We start from the raw sequence: 17,416 nt of genomic DNA, 5'->3' as shown, positions 1-17,416 counted from the left end.
CAATTTAACCGCTATGCATTGTCCATTTTGCAACGCTGAAGACAGTAAAGTGATTGACTCACGTCTTGCTGCTGAAGGCTGTCAGATACGCCGCCGCCGTGAATGTATTAGTTGCGGTGAACGTTTTACAACTTTTGAAAGCTATGAAGTGGTGATGCCGCGTGTCATCAAGTCTGATTCAAAGAGCGAACCTTTTGATGAAGCCAAGCTCCGCCGCTCGTTGATGCATGCCTTGCAAAAGCGTCCAGTAACGCAAGAGCAAATTGAAACAGTACTCAGTGATATTCAATTGCAAATTCGCCGTTTGGGTGAACGTGATGTGAAATCACGCACCATTGGTGAAATTGTCATGCAGTCATTGTTTGCTTTAGATCATGTGGCTTATGTACGTTTTGCTTCTGTGTATCAAGACTTCCAAGATGTAGAAGCTTTTCGTCGTCAAATTGAACAAATGCAGCAGCGTGAGCACTAATGCACATCTGCCTCCATTTTTATCATGAGTGATTACATGTCTGAGTTAGATCAAGTGACTTTGCAGCAGCATCAACAGTGGATGCGGCGTGCAATTGCATTGGCACAGCAGGGGCAATACAGCACTCGTCCCAATCCCAATGTGGGCTGTGTGATTGTCAAAGATGGTCAATTGGTTGGTGAAGGCTTTCATCCCAAAGCGGGTCAGCCGCATGCAGAAGTCTTTGCAATGCGTGATGCAGGTGAGGCCGCACGTGGCGCAACCGCTTATGTGACTTTGGAGCCTTGCGCACACTATGGACGTACGCCACCTTGTGCCAAAGGTTTGGTGGAAGCAGGTGTTGCTCAAGTCGTTGTGGCCTGTCCCGATCCCAATCCATTGGTTGCGGGTAAAGGTGTACAAATCCTACGTGATGCTAGCATTGAAGTCATTACGGGTATTTGTGAAGCAGAAGCGCATCAATTGAACTTGGGCTTTTTAAAAGCCATGGCGACGGGCATGCCTTATGTCCGCCTCAAAGTCGCATCGAGCCTTGATGGACGCACAGCCATGGCCTCGGGTGAGTCTAAATGGATTACCGGTGCAATGGCGCGACAAGATGTACAGCATTGGCGTGCGATCTCTGGTGCCGTAATCACTGGGATTGAAACGGTATTAGCCGATGATTGCTTACTCAACGTACGTCAGCTCGATGACGATGATGACATGCGTAACGTGGTGCAGCCGAAACGTATCGTGCTAGATCGCCAAGGCCGCTTGCCATTAACTGCAAAAATATTGCAGCAACCTGAAACCGTGATGGTCATGGGGCCATATCGTCAGGAACTTGCTGACTTGGGCGTGGTACAATTTGAAATTCAGCCTTTGGCCGATCTGTTAGCAGCATGCGTTCAACAGTTCCAAATTTATGATGTCCTTGTTGAAGCCGGTGCGACACTTTCGACCGCTTTCTTACAAGAACATTTGATCGATGAAATGATCAGTTATGTTGCACCGACCTTGTTGGGTCAGTCAGCACGTGCGATGTTTAATGCGGATTTTGACCGCATGGCAGAGCAGCTTCGATTTAAGCTGAAAGATGTCACTCAATTGGGTGATGACATTCGCTTAAGGTTAATCCCTTCTCAAGAGACGCTATGAATTCAGAGTCTACGGTTTATCACAAACGTCGTCATGCGGCTCGTACCACAGACGAATATCTTTTCCATCAGTTGGTTCCTTATTTGGGAAACAAACGCCGTCTATTACATCTGATTTTAGAAGCACTTGAGCAAACGGGAACCTTAAAACGCGAAGATGGCCGTGCGCCGATATTTGCTGACTTTTTTGCAGGTTCGGGTGTGGTGTCACGGTTGGCACGTCAAAACGGCTATCGTGTTATTGCCAATGACTGGGAACCCTACAGCCATGCCTTGAACAGCGCGATTCTCTCTTGCGTTGAAGCACCTGCGTTTAAAGAGTTGGGTGGCTATCAGAAAGCCATAGATTATCTGAACCGTTTGCCAGAAGTGAAAGGTTGGGTGACCCATAACTTGTGTCCACGGAATGATGAAATCTACGATCCGGCACGTGACCGTTTATTCTTTAAACGTCGTAATGGTATGCGTATCGATGCGATTCGTCAGCAAATTGCAACTTGGCAGGCTCAAGGCGCGATTGATGATGTGGAAATGAGTGCATTGTTGGCGCCGTTATTGTACTCAGCAAGTTTTGTCAGCAATACCAGCGGTGTATTTAAAAGCTTCCATCATGGTTGGGGTGGTAAAACCCAAGCAGCCTTAGATCGTATCGGCTCTTTGTTATGGCTGACCCCAAGTCGTTTTTGTGAAATTGGTGATCCGAAAAAACCCGCCGCTGAAATGTGGTGTGTCGACGCACAGCATTTGGCCAATCAAATGAGTGGCTTTGAAGTAGATGTGGCTTATCTCGATCCACCATATAACCAACATGCTTATAGCAGTAACTACCATGTGTTGAATGCCTTAACGTTATGGGATCAGGTGGATTTACCAACGCCAGATACCAAAGGCTTTAAGAGTGGAATCGACCGGGCATGGCGTAAAGAACGTCCAAGTCCATATAATTCTTCGAAGCATGCGAAAGAAGCTTATGAAAAATTATTAGAAACCATCAATGCACGTTACATCCTGACGAGCTATTCAACCGATGGTAATATCAGCGCCACAGATTTATTACAAGCCAATTTAAAACGTGGCCGAGTAAGCTTATTGACGCAAGATGTACCACGTTACCGCGTGAGTAAGCAGCGTCAGTCTGAACGTGCACGCGTACTAGAGTTTATTGTTATCACGGATACGCATGCCAAATCAGGTCCACCGATCCGTCAGTTGTTGAGTCAATTGCACCATTTTGCAGAATTGGGTGGTGTCGATACCTCTGGTGTGAGTACGCAACTTGATTTGTGGTAAAAATCATCGCCCCCATATTTTTCAGGGATTGAACATGTTTACAGGCATTATTGAAAGTCTAGGTAAAGTTGAAAGCATTCAAAACGTGGGTGGCGATGTCCGCTTGCGTATCCAGACAGATTTAGACATGTCGGATGTGCATTTGGGGGACTCGATTGCCACCAATGGTATTTGCTTAACTGTGACCGACTTTGGCAGTAATTGGTATGCAGCCGATGTTTCACGTGAAAGTTTAAATCGGACCACCTTGGAACACTGGAAAGCAGGGCAGGCGGTGAATGTGGAAAAAGCCATGTTGCCAACTACGCGTTTTGGTGGACATATTGTCAGTGGTCATGTCGATGCAGTGGGTGAAATCACTCAAGTTCGTTCAGATGCGCGTTCTATTTATTTTGAAGTGACCGCACCGAAAGAAATTGCACGCTATTTAGCGGAAAAAGGCTCTGTGACCGTGGATGGTATTAGCCTGACAATTAACCATTTACGTGGCAATGTGCTGAGCTTAAATTTAATTCCGCACACGGCTGAACGAACCAATATCGGTACGTGGAAGGCTGGGGCTAAAGTGAACTTGGAAGTGGATGTTTTAGCACGTTATATTGAGCGTTTATTGCTTGGTGATAAAGCCGCTGAGACCACAGCGCAATCTAAAATTAGCTTAGATTTTCTCGCTGAAAATGGCTTCTTGAAATAAGTTGATACCGAAGAAAACCAAACAGTCTGATTGAAAAATTAGACTGTTTTTTTATTTTTGGTGATAATGCGTCGCGGAATGACATATATGATGAATAATCAGAAAGGTGATAATGATTGATTTCTTACTGAATCTGGAACAGTGGTTACCCATGTTATTGGAAAATTATGGTGTGTGGATTTATGCCATTTTATTTCTGGTGATATTTTCAGAAACGGGTTCAGTATTTATGTTCTTCCTGCCGGGAGACAGCCTATTGCTTGCCATCGGCGCATTATGCTCAACGACGGAAGTGGTGCATTTACACACCATGGGGCTGATGTTATTTGTCGCATCGGTCTTGGGCTACTGCGTCAATTACTACACGGGCAGCGTGTTAGGCATTAAGTACTTTAATAAGCACACACGTTACTTTAAGCCTGAATATATGGTCAAAACCAATAAATATTTTATGAAGCATGGTGGTAAAACGATTTTAGTCGCACGCTTTGTACCTTTTGTACGTTCTTTTGCGCCTTTTGCTGCTGGGTCTGCTCGCATGAGCCTTGGCACATTTATGTTTTATAACGTGTTAGGTGGTTTCATCTGGATTGGATTATTACTCGGTATCGGTTATTTCCTAGGACATACCGTTTCTGCAGTTGCAGATTTGGTCTAAGCCAAACTTAGGCATAAAAAAAGCTCACAGTTGTGGGCTTTTTTATGGAGTAGATGACAATTTAGTGTTTTGTAACGGTCACCACATCAAGGGTTTGAAAAATCGAGCTGTGGGGCAGTTGCTGAATGCTAAAACCACCTTTTTCTGATTCTCGGCTGAGATAAACCGAAATACTGTGAAAGTCTGAATGACTCAGCCAAAGATCTTTGGCACGAATGTCCCATTGTTCTCCAGCAGATAGAGAGGATATTTTCTGGGTAATCTGGTGAATGATGTCCATATTGAATTCCCATCTGGATGCATGATTATATTTTTAGGATGCCTGAAGCATTGTATTTTGAGGGACAATGCTTCAGCCATATGAACATCATGTTGCAAATACATGTCAGTTTAATGACAGTGACCAGATTTCGATGGACGGCTTAAGATGCTTGGGATGATGTAGATTCTGTCGAAAAATTGGAGTTTTCTAAGATATAGTCAATTTCTTCTTGTGCGGCAGCTTTCAATTTTGCGCGGAAATCACTGACGGCCATCTCGATTTGCGTTTCTGCCTCAAGTTCCAAACGCACGCGTACACTTTCAAGTTCTGACAACATTTGTCCTTCGCTAACCGATAAGCTTTGGCTTAATCCCGCTAAACCCGTTTCAGGGTTTTTATGATAGCGAGCGGCATAGTGTTGTACTTCACGATCAAGATTATGCTGCATCATGGTGAGCGCTTGCGTTTGTGCAGCAAAGCGTAACTCTTCGTCACGTTTCAGTTGTTCTGCATAGGCTTGTTCAGCTTCACGTTTTTCTTCTAAGGCTTTTTCTAAAGCCAACTGTTTGCGAATACGAGCATCTTCAATCAGCTGTGCTTTCAAATCTGCATAGGCAGACTCAATTTTGTCAAAAGACACTTGCTGTTGCTGTTGGTCATTGACCAGCCATTGTTGAATGTCTGTACTGGGATTGAGTACATCGCAAACGCGACCAAGGTCATCAATAAAGGTCTGACGAATAGCTTCAGGTACTTTTAACCAGCGCTGTTTAAAGTCTGGACCGACATTCAATGCCATGGTGCATCTCCTTGCAAATAGGGTAAAACCAATATCACGTTAAAGTTTATGGGTCTGTGGTTGAACGCCCAAACGTCGATATTGTTTATATTTTTCACGCCCGATAATTTTAGCGGGTTCGTTATTTTCAATAATTTCGATAATGTGACTAAAACTTGCGAACTGTTCAAGTGCTTGATCGTTAAAATTAAACACAATCCAGTCGGCTTGCTCAGGCAATTGGGCAGAAATACACACCGTTGCCTCGGCTTGATCGATACCATGGGGAATGAAACCTGTGTGATCGAAACTCCACAGGCGTTCATCAAGTTGTTGCTGTAAGTCTGGGTCAGCACAATGTAGCCAAATACGTACAGGCTGACGCAGGATCTTACGGCATAAACGACAAGTGCTTTCGACTTGTCGTTCAGGACTTTTTTCAAATAAATAAAAGCTAACTTTAGCCATTCGCTTGAGCACGATTCGCTAAGAATTGCATTAATAATGGTACAGGACGACCGGTTGCGCCTTTATTTGCACCTGAGTTCCATGCAGTACCCGCAATGTCTAAATGCGCCCAACGGTATTCACGCGTGAAGCGCTGAAGGAAACATGCAGCGGTCACAGAGCCAGCTTTTGGCCCACCAATGTTAGCAATATCTGCAAATGGAGAATCAAGTTGTTCTTGATAATCTTCAATCACGGGCATGCGCCATACGCGGTCAAAGCTATGTTGACCCGCAGCAGTCAATTCAGCCGCAAGTTCATCATCCGGAGTGAACATACCGGTAAGGACTGAACCCAGTGCTACGACACATGCACCAGTGAGAGTTGCAATATCAATCACCAGTGCAGGGTTAAAGCGTTTTACATAGGTCAATGTATCGCACAGCACCAAACGACCTTCGGCATCGGTATTTAGAATTTCAACGGTTTGACCGCTCATGGTTGTCACGATGTCACCCGGGCGAGTGGCATGACCAGACGGCATGTTTTCTGCAGCAGCAATTGCGCCGACAACATGAATCGGCAATTTCGCTTCACACAGCGCACGGATGGTACCCAAAACTGATGCAGAACCGCACATGTCGAATTTCATTTCGTCCATGCCTGCACCCGGTTTAAGTGAGATACCACCCGTATCAAAAGTCACGCCTTTACCAACAAGCACCACAGGTGCTTCTTCACGGTTTGAAAGGTATTCGATGGTAATAATACGGCCTGGACGGTCAGAACCTTTGCTCACAGCAAGGAAAGCACCCATACCGAGATCAGCCATTTGCTGTTCATCGAGTACAGTCACTTTGAGTTGATCCGGAAATTCAGCTGCAAGCGCTTGAGCTTGTTCAGCCAAATATTCAGGGAAACAGATATTGCCCGGACGGTTACCTAGGTCACGGGTAAAACTTTGACCTGATTGTACTGCAGAAATTAAGTCAAGCTGTGCAGTGGTTAATGGACTTTCAGCAGCGATTAAATGGATCTGCTCCAAAACAAATTCATTTTTCTTAGACTTGTATTCATCAAATGCATAAGCCGCTTGCGTCAGGCTAAGTGCAAATAAATAATGTTGTTCTTGTGGTAGGGCAGAGATATCGACACTGATCTGTTTGAATTTTTTTTGTGACGCTTTAATAATGGTTTGTGCAATTTTTGCAAATTTATTGACCTGTAATTCAGCAACTTTGCCGAGGCCTAAAAGAGCGCTATTGCGACAAGCGGCAATGTTCGCCACCAAAGGCAGGCTTTCATTGAGTGCTGCTTTAAATTGAGTCGCTTCAATTAAATTATCTAAATCATTGATTTGATATGAAGTAGCTGCATTTGTAACGTGCTCAGAATCTACTAATATCAACAAATATTGGCTGGACGCATTCGCTTGGAATGACGTATTAATAGAAAGTTTCATGTGCGGTATTTATGCCTTTTTAAATTTATAAACCATTAAACCATTGAAACATTTATATGAATAGAGTTTCAATGAGCAACAAGGGTATAGGTTTTATATTTTCTACATTCGGGTAAACTAACGCTAGTTTTTATTGGCCCTATTTTTGGAAGAATTAATTTGATTATTCGGCGTTATCTGGTCAAGCAAGTGGTGTCGACATCACTGGTTGTGATTGCCTTATTGACCTTGATCATGATGGGTGGTCGTTTGATCAAGTACTTTGGTGTGGCGGCGCAGGGTCGTTTAGATGCAAGTATTTTATTTAGCATCATTGGCTACCGTTTGCCTGAGTTTTTAACTTTAATTCTTCCGCTCGGTTTCTTTATTGGTCTGATGTTGGTCTTTGGTCGTCTCTATGTCGATCATGAAATGGCTGTGCTCAATGGTAGTGGTGTCAGTCGAAATCAATTGTCACGTTTATTGGTGCCGATGACCGTGGTCTTTATGGCTGTTCAAGCATTTTTGATGCTGTGGGCGTCGCCTTGGGGCATCCGTCAGTTTGAAGCCTTAACGACTTCACAAGCTGTACGAACTGGCTTTGATTTGGTTCGACCGAAAGAGTTTATTTCCTCTGGGCCCTATACCATTTATGCAGGCGACTTGTCAGAAGACCGTAAAAACTTAAAAGATATTTTCTTTTATCAGCGTGCAGAAAAAGAGGGTAAGCCTGATGTCATTATTTTGGCGAAGGAAGCGACCCGCGTCGAAGTGCCCGATGACAATGCCAATGTGGTGGATTTAGTTGAAGGCCGCCGTTACGAAATCTATCCGGGGCAACCGCGTTATTCTCAAGCAGAATTTCAAAGTTATCGTTTACGTTTAGAAAATGATAAAGAAGCAAAATTTGAAAGTACTGAAGTAGAAGCTTTACCAACCTCGAAGTTATGGGATAACCGCCATGATCCTGTGGTTGCCAGCGAACTCGGTTGGCGAATCTTTGTGCCGTTCGCTATTTTGGTGGCGTTATTGCTTGCCACTGCTTTGTCTGAGGTAAGCCCTCGCCAAGGGCGTTACCTGAAATTGTTCCCAGCCTTACTTATTTTTGCCAGTTTAATCGTGGCTTTAATGGCGATCAAAACGCGGATCAGTAAAGATGAAATGGGCATCGGGGCTTATCCACTTGTATTGGTAATTTACGGCATTGCAGCGGCATTGTTCTCGCGTAAACAAAAATTAGCGCCCAAAATTAAGAAACAAATTCAGCGAGTGAGGTCTTAAAATGTTGGCACGTCGTATAGTTGCAAAACATGTGACCAAAACTACTGCTTTAGCCATGCTTGGTGCGACAGCGGTATTGGCTGGCTTACAAGTGCTTTTTACTTATTTAGGTGAATTGGGCTCGCTGAAAGAAGGCTATAACGCATGGAATGCTTTGCAGTATGTGTTATGGAGTTCACCGAATTATTTATATGAAATTTTGCCGATTTCAGCCTTGATTGGCGCGGTACTGGGTTTAGGGACTCTAGCTTCAAACAGTGAATTGATTGTCATGCGTTCGGTCGGCATCAGCCTTTGGCGGATTGTGGGTTGGGTGATTCGTTCGGCACTCATTTTGGTGGTTTTATCCTTTGCATTAAGCGAATGGGTCATTCCCTATACCAATGAACAAGCCAAAAGCGTGAAAAGCCACCGTACTGCGGCTGAACTGGGCGAAGTCAAAGGCTATTGGTCACGTGAAGGCCAACGCTTTATTTATATTGACTATGCCAATTCACAAGGTCAAATTAAAGATGTTCAGGTTGTTGATTTTGATGAAAAATATCGTTTGCGAGGCACTTTAGATGCGGAGCAAGGGAATTTTGTCAAAAATGGGGCTTGGACACTGCAAAATTCAACCCAAGTCGACCTATTAGCGACGGGTGATGCTGTGGCGAAGCAAAATGCTGAACAGCCGCTTTCATTGGCATTGCAACCTAAATATGTGCATATGGTTACCATTGACCCTGAAGACCTATCACCGAGTCAATTGGTGAGCTTTATGAGCTATATGCATGAATATAGCCAAGTCCCGAAAACTTACCAATTGGCGTTTTGGCAAAAGTTTGGTTCGCCCTTTGCTTTAATTGCCTTGGTAGTGATTGCGTGTTCATTTATTTTTGGACCTTTACGTCAACAGTCGATGGGTTTCCGCTTGGTGATTGCCTTATTTGCTGGACTGGGCTTTTATTACTTACAAGATTTCTTGGGTTATGCAAGTTTGGTGTACGCACCATCGCCTGCATGGTTCGTCTTTATACCAATTATTTTGATGTTTGTAGCGGGTGGCTATCTGCTGCACCGCGCACGTTAAGTGCATGCAAGATTGAGTAAAACAATGTTGATGACCTAGATAAACCATGGTTGTCACATAGAGTCTTCACCGAAAATTCGGTAAGATAGTATGATTAATTTATAAACGAAAGAGTGTTCATTATGACGGATGCAACTGCTGGCAAAATCCCACACGTATTAGTAATTATGGATGGTGTGGGTCATCGCGAAGCGGTCGAGGACAATGCCTTTTTAGCAGCAAAACGACCAAACTTGACTGCAATGCAGGAAAAGCATCCGCATGGATTGATTTCAGGATCTGGTGAAGACGTTGGTTTACCTGATGGTCAAATGGGTAACTCTGAAGTGGGCCACATGAACCTTGGTGCAGGACGTGTGCTGTATCAAGACTTTACTCGTATTACCAAAGATATTCGTACCGGTGCGTTCTTTGAACATGATGTTTTAGTCGATGCGGTTGAAAAAGCCAAAGCTGCAGATCGTGCTGTACATATCATGGGCTTGTTGTCTGAAGGTGGTGTGCATTCACATGAAGATCACATTGTGGCGATGGCTGAATTGGCATTAAAACGTGGTGCAAAAGTGTATCTTCATGCATTCCTTGATGGTCGTGATACGCCACCAAAAAGCGCACAACCTTCGCTTGAAAAATTAGATGCGCTGTTTGCTCAGTATCCGGATCAAGGTCGTATTGCCACCATGATTGGTCGCTACTTTGCAATGGATCGTGACAACCGTTGGGATCGTGTTGAGCAAGCCTATCGTCTTTTAACTGAAGGTGAAGCAGTGCGTACGGCAGCGACTGCTGTTGAAGGTCTAGAGCAGGCTTATGCCGCTGAAGAATCAGATGAGTTTGTGAAAGCGACGCGTATTGGTGATTTAGCACCGATTCAAGATGGTGATAGCGTTGTTTTTATGAACTTCCGTGCTGACCGTGCGCGTGAAATTACCAAAGCATTTGTGGAAAAAGATTTTGCAGGTTTTGAACGTAAAGTGGTTCCCGCTTTATCAAAATTTGTCATGTTGACACGTTACCAAGCGACAATTGATGCACCTGTGGCTTATATGCCAGAAGCGTTGCATAACTCGATTGGTGAATACCTGTCTAATTTGGGTAAAACACAACTGCGTATTGCTGAAACTGAAAAATATGCACACGTGACCTTCTTCTTCAGTGGTGGTCGTGAAGATGAATATCCGGGTGAAAAACGTATTTTGATTCCATCACCAAACGTTGCGACCTATGATTTAAAACCAGAAATGAGTGCTTATGAAGTCACTGATGAATTGGTTGCTGCAATTAATTCAGGTGAGTACGACTTATTGGTAGTGAACTATGCCAATGGTGATATGGTTGGCCATACTGGTGTATTTGATGCAGCAGTCAAAGCAGTTGAAGCCGTAGACACGTGCCTAGGTCGTGTGTATGAAGCTGTAATGGCAAATAAAGGGCACATGCTAGTGACTGCCGATCATGGTAACGTAGAGCAAATGCAGGATTACCAAAGTGGTCAGGTGCATACTCAACATACCACTGAACTTGTGCCGTTTATCTATGTTGGCCCGACCAATGCAACAATTGCAGAAGGTGGTGTTTTGGCTGACGTAGCGCCGACACTTTTAACTCTTATGCACATTCCTGTACCAACAGAAATGCAAGGTCGTAACTTGATTACTCTTGAAGCTTAAAATGTAAGGAAGCATGAATGACTAAAGCACACTGGACGTCAGTTGTAAGCCTTACAGCCTTGCTGCTGTGTTCTAGTCATTCGACATGGGGAGCCGACAAAGCAAAGTCGGCTTTCGATGAATTTGATGGCAGCTATGAACAAAGTTATGCCGAAGTACCTGTCGAATCGATCCAACAATTTGTTCAGATCTATGGCATTGTCAAAGAAAATTATGTAGTTGAAAAAAATGACGATACATTATTCCAACAAGCCATCAAGGGCATGGTCAGTGGTTTAGACCGTTATTCACGATATCTTTCACCTGAAGACTATAAGCAGCTTTTGCAATACACCGAAGGGGATATTGCGAGTGTCGATTTCAATTTGCGTTTTGATGCAGGCTTACAGCAATGGGTCATCACCAATTTAAAGCCTGATGCCGATTCAGCAAAGCTAGGTCTGAAAAATGGCGCAGCGGTGTTTAAAATTGATGATCAAGAACTCAAAAAACTCAATCAAGATCAAGTGCGACACCTGCTTACCGGCAGTATCGGCTCGACGCTGAATCTACAGTTGATAACTGCAAGTCAACCGATCAATTTGGTCAGAAACACTAAAGTTGAAACAGATATAGAATCTAAATTATTAAATAATCAGGTTTTAGTTTTACACGTTAAAGTTTTTCAACAAGATACAGCCAATGAAATAAAGCGTTTAATTGAAAGTCATGGTTCGCGTGTCAAAGCCGTATTGTTTGATTTAAGAAATAACCCCGGGGGGTTACTGTCCGCAGCAGTAGAGTCTGCCGATTTATTTTTGAATCAGGGCATTATTGTGTCGACTCGAAGTCGATCTGAGGGTGACCAACAGTTTCAGGCTTTACCGAGTTTTGAATTTCAAAATATGAAAGTCGGCATCTTAATCAACAATCGTTCTGCTTCTGCCGCAGAGGTCTTTACCGCAGCATTAAAAGAGCATAAACGTGCATGGGTAGCGGGTGAGAAAAGTTATGGTAAAGGTGTGGTTCAAAAGCTATTTCCATTGAGTAATGGTGCAGCTTTACAAATGACTGTGTCACAATATCTGACCCCGAATGGCAAAATGATTGAAGGAATTGGGGTGCAGCCAGACTATAACTATCCGCTGCAACATGATGCACGTGAAGATCACTATGTCGATCATGTTGCAGAGTTATTGCTGAATCAAAAATAAACAGCAATACGTTGGAAAGCTTTTACTCTTCGTCTTCGGTATCTAAGCCGAATTTTTTCAAACGATAGCGCAATGAACGGAATGACATGCCTAATTTTTTTGCGGCAAGGGTTCGGTTCCAGTGGGTGAGATTCAACGCATTCATGAGCACTTCTTTTTCGATATTTTCTAAAAAGAGCTCTAAACCTTCTTCAGGCAGTTTACGAGGAACGACACTTTGTTCGTTGCTGGTTGTACCCAGCTGAGCAGATTCATTTGTTGTTGGAGATGAATTGAACTGAGCACTCGGTTGTCTTAATGGCGCACTTTGCAGATGTTGAAGATCAATTTGCTCATCATCGCAGAGGGTCATGGCACGTTCGATAATATTGCGGAGTTCACGAACATTGCCCGGATAATATTGGCTGAGTAGGAAATTTTTCGCTCGTTCAGTCAGAGGCTTAGTGGCAATTTCCCATTCATGACTAATTTTTTGAATAAAATGTTGCGCCAATAAGAGGATATCGTCGCCACGTTCACGTAAGGCAGGCAACACAATATCCATCACATGGATGCGGAAAAATAAATCTTGGCGGAAGCGACCTTGTTGGACGAGAGCTTCTAAGTCCTGATGACTGGCACTGATCACACGGAAATCAACGTCAATTTCACAGTCTGAACCCACAGGACGAATACGTTTTTCCTGTACTGCGCGTAGCAGTTTAACTTGCATGGCTAAAGGTAATTCGGCAATTTCGTCCAGAAATAAGCTACCGCCATGTGCAGATTGAATCAGACCTTGCTTGTCTTGGGTGGCACCACTAAAGCTGCCTTTTTTATGGCCAAAAAGTTCACTTTCCATTAACTCTGTCGGAATTGCCCCGCAGTTAATGGCAATAAAGGGTCCTTCATTACGGTTGCTTAAACGGTGAACCAGATTGGCCACGACCTCTTTACCCGTACCAGATTCACCCGTAATAAAAACAGGTGCTTGTGAACGTGCAATTTTCTTTAAGGTTCGACGCAATTGCTGGATTGGGAGCGATTCACCAATTAACATTTTATGCTCTAAAGCATCTTGCGAAGTAATGTCTTCGGCCAAAGGCTTATTCAGGGCTTTTTGTAGCAGTTGTTCAAGATGTTTTGGATTGATCGGTTTGCTGACAAAATCGAATGCTCCCGCCTTTAATGCGGCAATGGCAATGTCCATGTTGCCATAGGCTGTTAGCACAGCAACGGGCAGGGTAGGACAGTGTTCATTCATCCAATCTAAGAGCTGTAGACCATTACCATCGGGTAAGTTGAGGTCGGTTAGGCAGGCATCGTAGCTATAGGTAGACAAGGATTTTTTAGCTTCGTCGAGGCGATGTGCGACATGCGTTTTAACCCCCATCCTTGATAAAGACATTTGCATCAGCATACATAAGTCTTCTTCGTCATCAACTAACAATACCAGTGGTTGTGAATCCACAGTTTTCCCCTAAAAACAATTAAATAACAGCTTGTAAGCACTCAATCCTAAAGCAAGCTCCCTGTTTTTGTTCTACATAGGAAAGCTGTGCTTGATTCGCTTCACAGAAGCTATGAGCAAGATATAATCCTAAACCAGTTCCAGTAATTTCGGTACTAAAAAATGGTTGAAATAACTGTGCGCGGTTTTGCAAAGCAACCCCATTGCCGAAATCTCGGACATCGATCTGGACTTTTTTCTGATCTATACGCGCCACCACTTCGATATACGACATGTCCGGATTGTTATGACGAATCGCATTACGAATTAGGTTGATTAAAATTTGTCTGAACTGTGCCTCATCAAAATCGATTAAGGTTTTGGCTTGCACATTGAGCCGAATGTTCTGTTGAATGTCTGCCAGATCTTCTTGCAGGAACAGCGGTAAAAATTGTTCTAAATTCAGACGAGTAGGATGGGTTTCCTTATTACGCACCATATTTAGGGTGTCTTGAATAATTCGGTCAATCCGCACTGCTTGACGTGAAATCATATGATTCAACATGTGCTGTTGTTCGGTATCACTTTGCGGATATAAATCATTGGCATGCACAATTGCGGCTAAAGGATTGCGAATTTCGTGGGCAATACTGGCGGAGAGTTGCCCTAAAGCGGCTAATTTTAATTGTTGCACTTGCTGATTGAGTTTTTGTGCATCTTGTAAAATCAGCAAGGTCAGCATTTGATGCGGCACAACGAGTTTTTGTACGAGTACCTGAATGTGGTACTGGCTTTGTTGCGATTCAAATTGGAATTTTTCCCCGCTTTTTAAATCTTCAAACTTGAGTAATTCAAATAAGTCGGGCTGCGTGGTATACAGTGGATATTGATCATGATGATAAGAATTTGGCATGCCGAGTAAATGGCAAGCAGCAGGATTACTCAGCACCACATGACAGTTTTCATCCAATACTAAATAGCCTGTATCAATTTGTTCTAAAATATAGCGGTTAATATTTTGTAGTCGATGTAGTTCTAAGGATTGCGAAAAATTCAGATTTTCTAGTAACTGAAAACGTTTCACGGCAATTTGCGCACTGCCATACACCACACAAAATAAAAAAGCCAAAATCGCACTGTTGGTTAAATTTTTGAGTGAGGTAAATTCAAGAATTGAACCTAAAAACAGTTGATACACCACGCAAATCACAGCGATGAGGGTGATGACCAAAGCTTTTTGGGCATCTAATAACAGGGATGCTGCAAAAATCGTAATCACAAACAGTAAACTCAAATGTAAATTGGGTCCATCGATAGCTAAGGTCAGTAAGCTCAGCGAAATGACATCTACAATGAATAACAGCAGCAACTGATTCGGAATACGGACTTTGAAGCGTCCAAGCGACATGAATTGAATGCTGGTAAACAGCAAATAAATCGTCAATACATATAGGTATAAACGTGGGTATTCATAATCTGAACTGAGTTGAGTGTAGGTGAGTAAAAAGACCAGTAACAGACAGGCACTGATGATAAAGCGATAAGCACTGTACCAAAGGCCCAAATGATACTGGTTCAATTCACTATGAATTGAACGCTGTGTCATAAGTAACAGGATGTACGTTGTGTTAAGGTTTGATTAACCCGTAGCGAATCGCCAAGTGAGTTAGTTTGACATCACTATCAATATTCAGTTTTTCAAAAATGCGGTAACGGTAGGTATTCACTGTTTTAACGCTAACAAATAATTTATCAGAAATTTCTTGTGCACTAATACAATTGACCACCATCATGGCAACTTGCATTTCACGCTCAGACAGGGCATCAAAAGGCGATTGTTGGGTATCAGACAAATATGAGCTGGCCAGTTGTTCCGCAATGTCTGCACTGAAATATTTGCCACCTTGCATCACTTTATTAATCGCACGGACCATTTCAGTGACTGGTGCACCTTTAGTGATATAGCCTTTGGCGCCTGCTTTTAACAATAAAGACGGGTAGGGTTCTTCAGCAAGTCCACTGACTGCGAGGACTTTTGTATCTGGCGCTGTTTGGAGTAGGCGACGTGTGGTTTCTACACCCCCGATCCCGGGCATATTGACATCTAATAAAACGACATTCGGATGGTGTTGGCGAACAAGTGTAATCGCATCTTCACCAGATTCGGCTTGTCCAATGACTTGGACATCTGCATGGTCTTCGAGCATACGGCAAATACCAGTACGGACTAATTCATGGTCATCTACCACCAAAACTGTGATCACCTACACTCTCCCTCAAGTCAAAATCTGTTTTTTTTGTTACATAAAGCAAAATAAGCTTGCAATGAAACGACAAAATTAGCAATCCTATTCTTATATGAAATGAAAAACTTCATACACAATGTGTGAGCAAAAAATGTTCGTAGTTGTGACCAATGTACGGCATATTGCTGGTCTTGCGCAAATGTTTAGTATCCTGAGTTGAGTGAGCAATGGTGAAAAAATTAAATAAATCCTTCATGCACGTTTTGGGCATGTCAATTTTATTCAGTATGAGCAGTTTCAGTTCTGCTGAAATTGTGATGAATAGTGCTGCAAATCAGCAGTCAAATATTAGCTGGTCATCTGAGGATGCAAACCAGTTACTCAACGGTGACGTGTCTTATAACGCTGAAGAGCCATCTCCTCAGGGGTCAACGAAAGTGACCACGTCTGTGCGTAGCACAGGCGGTGTGGTACAGGCGACACCATCGAAGACGGTCCGTATCATTGATACCAATCAATACGCAGGTCAGCCTTCTGTAAATGCACGTGCGGCATTGGTTATGGATGGTCAAACCGGTGAGGTGCTGTATAGCAAAAATAGTAATACCGCTTTACCGATTGCATCGATTACCAAACTGATGACAGCAGTTGTGATTTCAGATGCCCGATTAAACATGTCGGAAAAAATTACCTTACAACAGGCTGATTTTTCATGTTCAGGCTGTAAAAGTTCAAGTTCAACGCTGCGTGCTGGCGACAGCATGAACCGTGCAGAAGCTTTACTATTTGCTTTAATGAAATCTGAAAACCCAGCGGCTTCGGCATTAGCACGTACTTATCCAGGTGGTCGTTCTGCATTTATTTCAGCGATGAATGCGAAAGCACGCTCATTGGGGATGAATTCGACACATTATATGGAATCGACAGGTTTGCACCCTGGTAATGTCGCTTCGGCACGTGACTTGGGGATTTTGGTGAATACCGCTTCGCAGTATGGTTTGATTCGCCAATTTTCAACCACACCAAGTTATGACTTTAATTTGGGCTACCGCGTGTTGAAATCAAACAATACCAATGCTTTAGTACGTAATGGCGGTTGGAATATTAATATTTCAAAAACGGGTTATATCAATGAAGCAGGGCGCTGTGTAGTGATGCATACTACACTGAATAACCGTCCAGCGGTGGTGGTGTTATTGGGTGCGGATTCTTCAGTCGCACGAACCAATGATGCGACGCGTTTAATGAACTGGGCGAGCCAGTTACCAAAACGTATTTAAACAAGATTTCAGATTTTTTATTCTTTCAGTATTTAGATTTACTCAACGTTTAAATGCTGAAGTG

Annotated in this window: 17 protein-coding genes; 10 read left to right on the top strand and 7 right to left on the bottom strand. The window is 43.3% G+C overall.

Annotation, left to right across the window (positions count from 1 at the left end; genetic code table 11):
- Nucleotides 1–13: 13 nt before the first annotated feature.
- The 5 genes from nrdR (at nt 14) to B1202_RS04895 (ending at nt 4,253) form a co-directional block, all read left to right on the top strand.
- Nucleotides 14–472: a transcriptional regulator NrdR gene (gene nrdR, locus B1202_RS04915; RefSeq protein ID WP_067763170.1), complete on the top strand. Its 459-nt coding sequence runs from the start codon at nt 14–16 to the stop codon at nt 470–472.
- Between the two features lie 36 nt (nt 473–508).
- Complete coding sequence (gene ribD / locus B1202_RS04910; protein WP_078189463.1) at nt 509–1,612, top strand: bifunctional diaminohydroxyphosphoribosylaminopyrimidine deaminase/5-amino-6-(5-phosphoribosylamino)uracil reductase RibD; 1,104 nt, start codon at nt 509–511, stop codon at nt 1,610–1,612.
- Entirely contained in the window at nt 1,609–2,901 is a 1,293-nt protein-coding gene (locus B1202_RS04905; RefSeq protein WP_078189462.1) for a DNA adenine methylase, read from the top strand. The genes ribD and B1202_RS04905 overlap by 4 nt, the downstream gene beginning before the upstream one ends.
- 34 nt (nt 2,902–2,935) lie before the next feature.
- Nucleotides 2,936–3,595 carry a riboflavin synthase gene (locus B1202_RS04900; RefSeq protein ID WP_078189461.1) on the top strand — a complete coding sequence of 220 codons (660 nt, stop codon included), beginning with the start codon at nt 2,936–2,938 and terminating at the stop codon, nt 3,593–3,595.
- Between the two features lie 112 nt (nt 3,596–3,707).
- Nucleotides 3,708–4,253, top strand: a complete 546-nt coding sequence (locus B1202_RS04895; protein WP_078189460.1) for a VTT domain-containing protein — start codon at nt 3,708–3,710, stop codon at nt 4,251–4,253.
- Between the two features lie 61 nt (nt 4,254–4,314).
- Here B1202_RS04895 and B1202_RS04890 read toward each other — a convergent pair whose 3' ends face one another.
- The 4 genes from B1202_RS04890 to B1202_RS04875 all read right to left on the bottom strand — a co-directional run bounded on the left by B1202_RS04890 (nt 4,315) and on the right by B1202_RS04875 (nt 7,202).
- On the bottom strand, nt 4,315–4,533 hold the full coding sequence (locus B1202_RS04890) for a hypothetical protein (RefSeq protein WP_078189459.1): 219 nt from the start codon (nt 4,531–4,533) through the stop codon (nt 4,315–4,317).
- Nucleotides 4,534–4,675: 142 nt separating this feature from the next.
- Nucleotides 4,676–5,314, bottom strand: a complete 639-nt coding sequence (locus B1202_RS04885) for a hypothetical protein (protein ID WP_078189458.1) — start codon at nt 5,312–5,314, stop codon at nt 4,676–4,678.
- A gap of 39 nt (nt 5,315–5,353) precedes the next feature.
- Nucleotides 5,354–5,761 carry a DNA polymerase III subunit chi gene (locus tag B1202_RS04880; RefSeq protein WP_078189457.1) on the bottom strand — a complete coding sequence of 136 codons (408 nt, stop codon included), beginning with the start codon at nt 5,759–5,761 and terminating at the stop codon, nt 5,354–5,356.
- Nucleotides 5,754–7,202 (bottom strand): leucyl aminopeptidase, encoded by a 1,449-nt coding sequence (locus B1202_RS04875; protein WP_078189456.1) that lies wholly within the window; start codon nt 7,200–7,202, stop codon nt 5,754–5,756. The genes B1202_RS04880 and B1202_RS04875 overlap by 8 nt, the downstream gene beginning before the upstream one ends.
- Nucleotides 7,203–7,361: 159 nt before the next feature.
- Between B1202_RS04875 and lptF the strand changes: the two genes are divergently transcribed.
- From lptF to B1202_RS04855, 4 genes are all read left to right on the top strand, one after another.
- Entirely contained in the window at nt 7,362–8,462 is a 1,101-nt protein-coding gene (gene lptF / locus B1202_RS04870; protein WP_078189455.1) for an LPS export ABC transporter permease LptF, read from the top strand.
- Between the two features lies 1 nt (nt 8,463).
- Entirely contained in the window at nt 8,464–9,534 is a 1,071-nt protein-coding gene (gene lptG / locus B1202_RS04865) for an LPS export ABC transporter permease LptG (protein WP_078189454.1), read from the top strand.
- 122 nt (nt 9,535–9,656) lie between these two features.
- Entirely contained in the window at nt 9,657–11,204 is a 1,548-nt protein-coding gene (gene gpmI, locus B1202_RS04860) for a 2,3-bisphosphoglycerate-independent phosphoglycerate mutase (RefSeq protein WP_078189453.1), read from the top strand.
- Between the two features lie 17 nt (nt 11,205–11,221).
- Nucleotides 11,222–12,397, top strand: coding sequence for a S41 family peptidase (locus B1202_RS04855; RefSeq protein ID WP_078189452.1), 1,176 nt, complete (start codon nt 11,222–11,224; stop codon nt 12,395–12,397).
- 22 nt (nt 12,398–12,419) lie between these two features.
- On the opposite strand, the gene B1202_RS04850 is transcribed toward B1202_RS04855, so the two are convergent.
- The 3 genes from B1202_RS04850 to B1202_RS04840 are packed head-to-tail and all read right to left on the bottom strand — an operon-like array spanning nt 12,420 to nt 16,090.
- Nucleotides 12,420–13,847, bottom strand: coding sequence for a sigma-54-dependent transcriptional regulator (locus tag B1202_RS04850; protein WP_078189451.1), 1,428 nt, complete (start codon nt 13,845–13,847; stop codon nt 12,420–12,422).
- 19 nt (nt 13,848–13,866) lie between these two features.
- Nucleotides 13,867–15,432 carry a sensor histidine kinase gene (locus B1202_RS04845; RefSeq protein WP_078189450.1) on the bottom strand — a complete coding sequence of 522 codons (1,566 nt, stop codon included), beginning with the start codon at nt 15,430–15,432 and terminating at the stop codon, nt 13,867–13,869.
- A gap of 22 nt (nt 15,433–15,454) precedes the next feature.
- Nucleotides 15,455–16,090, bottom strand: coding sequence for a response regulator (locus B1202_RS04840; protein ID WP_078189449.1), 636 nt, complete (start codon nt 16,088–16,090; stop codon nt 15,455–15,457).
- A 212-nt stretch (nt 16,091–16,302) separates the two neighbouring features.
- Between B1202_RS04840 and B1202_RS04835 the strand changes: the two genes are divergently transcribed.
- The gene (locus tag B1202_RS04835) at nt 16,303–17,352 is read left to right on the top strand and encodes a serine hydrolase (protein ID WP_143221576.1); all 1,050 of its coding nucleotides are present in this window, start codon (nt 16,303–16,305) and stop codon (nt 17,350–17,352) included.
- Nucleotides 17,353–17,416: the final 64 nt, after the last annotated feature.

It is taken from the genome of Acinetobacter amyesii (genome assembly GCF_002018365.1).
Lineage (GTDB): Bacteria > Pseudomonadota > Gammaproteobacteria > Pseudomonadales > Moraxellaceae > Acinetobacter > Acinetobacter amyesii.
This window is presented reverse-complemented; position numbering and strand designations above follow the sequence as displayed.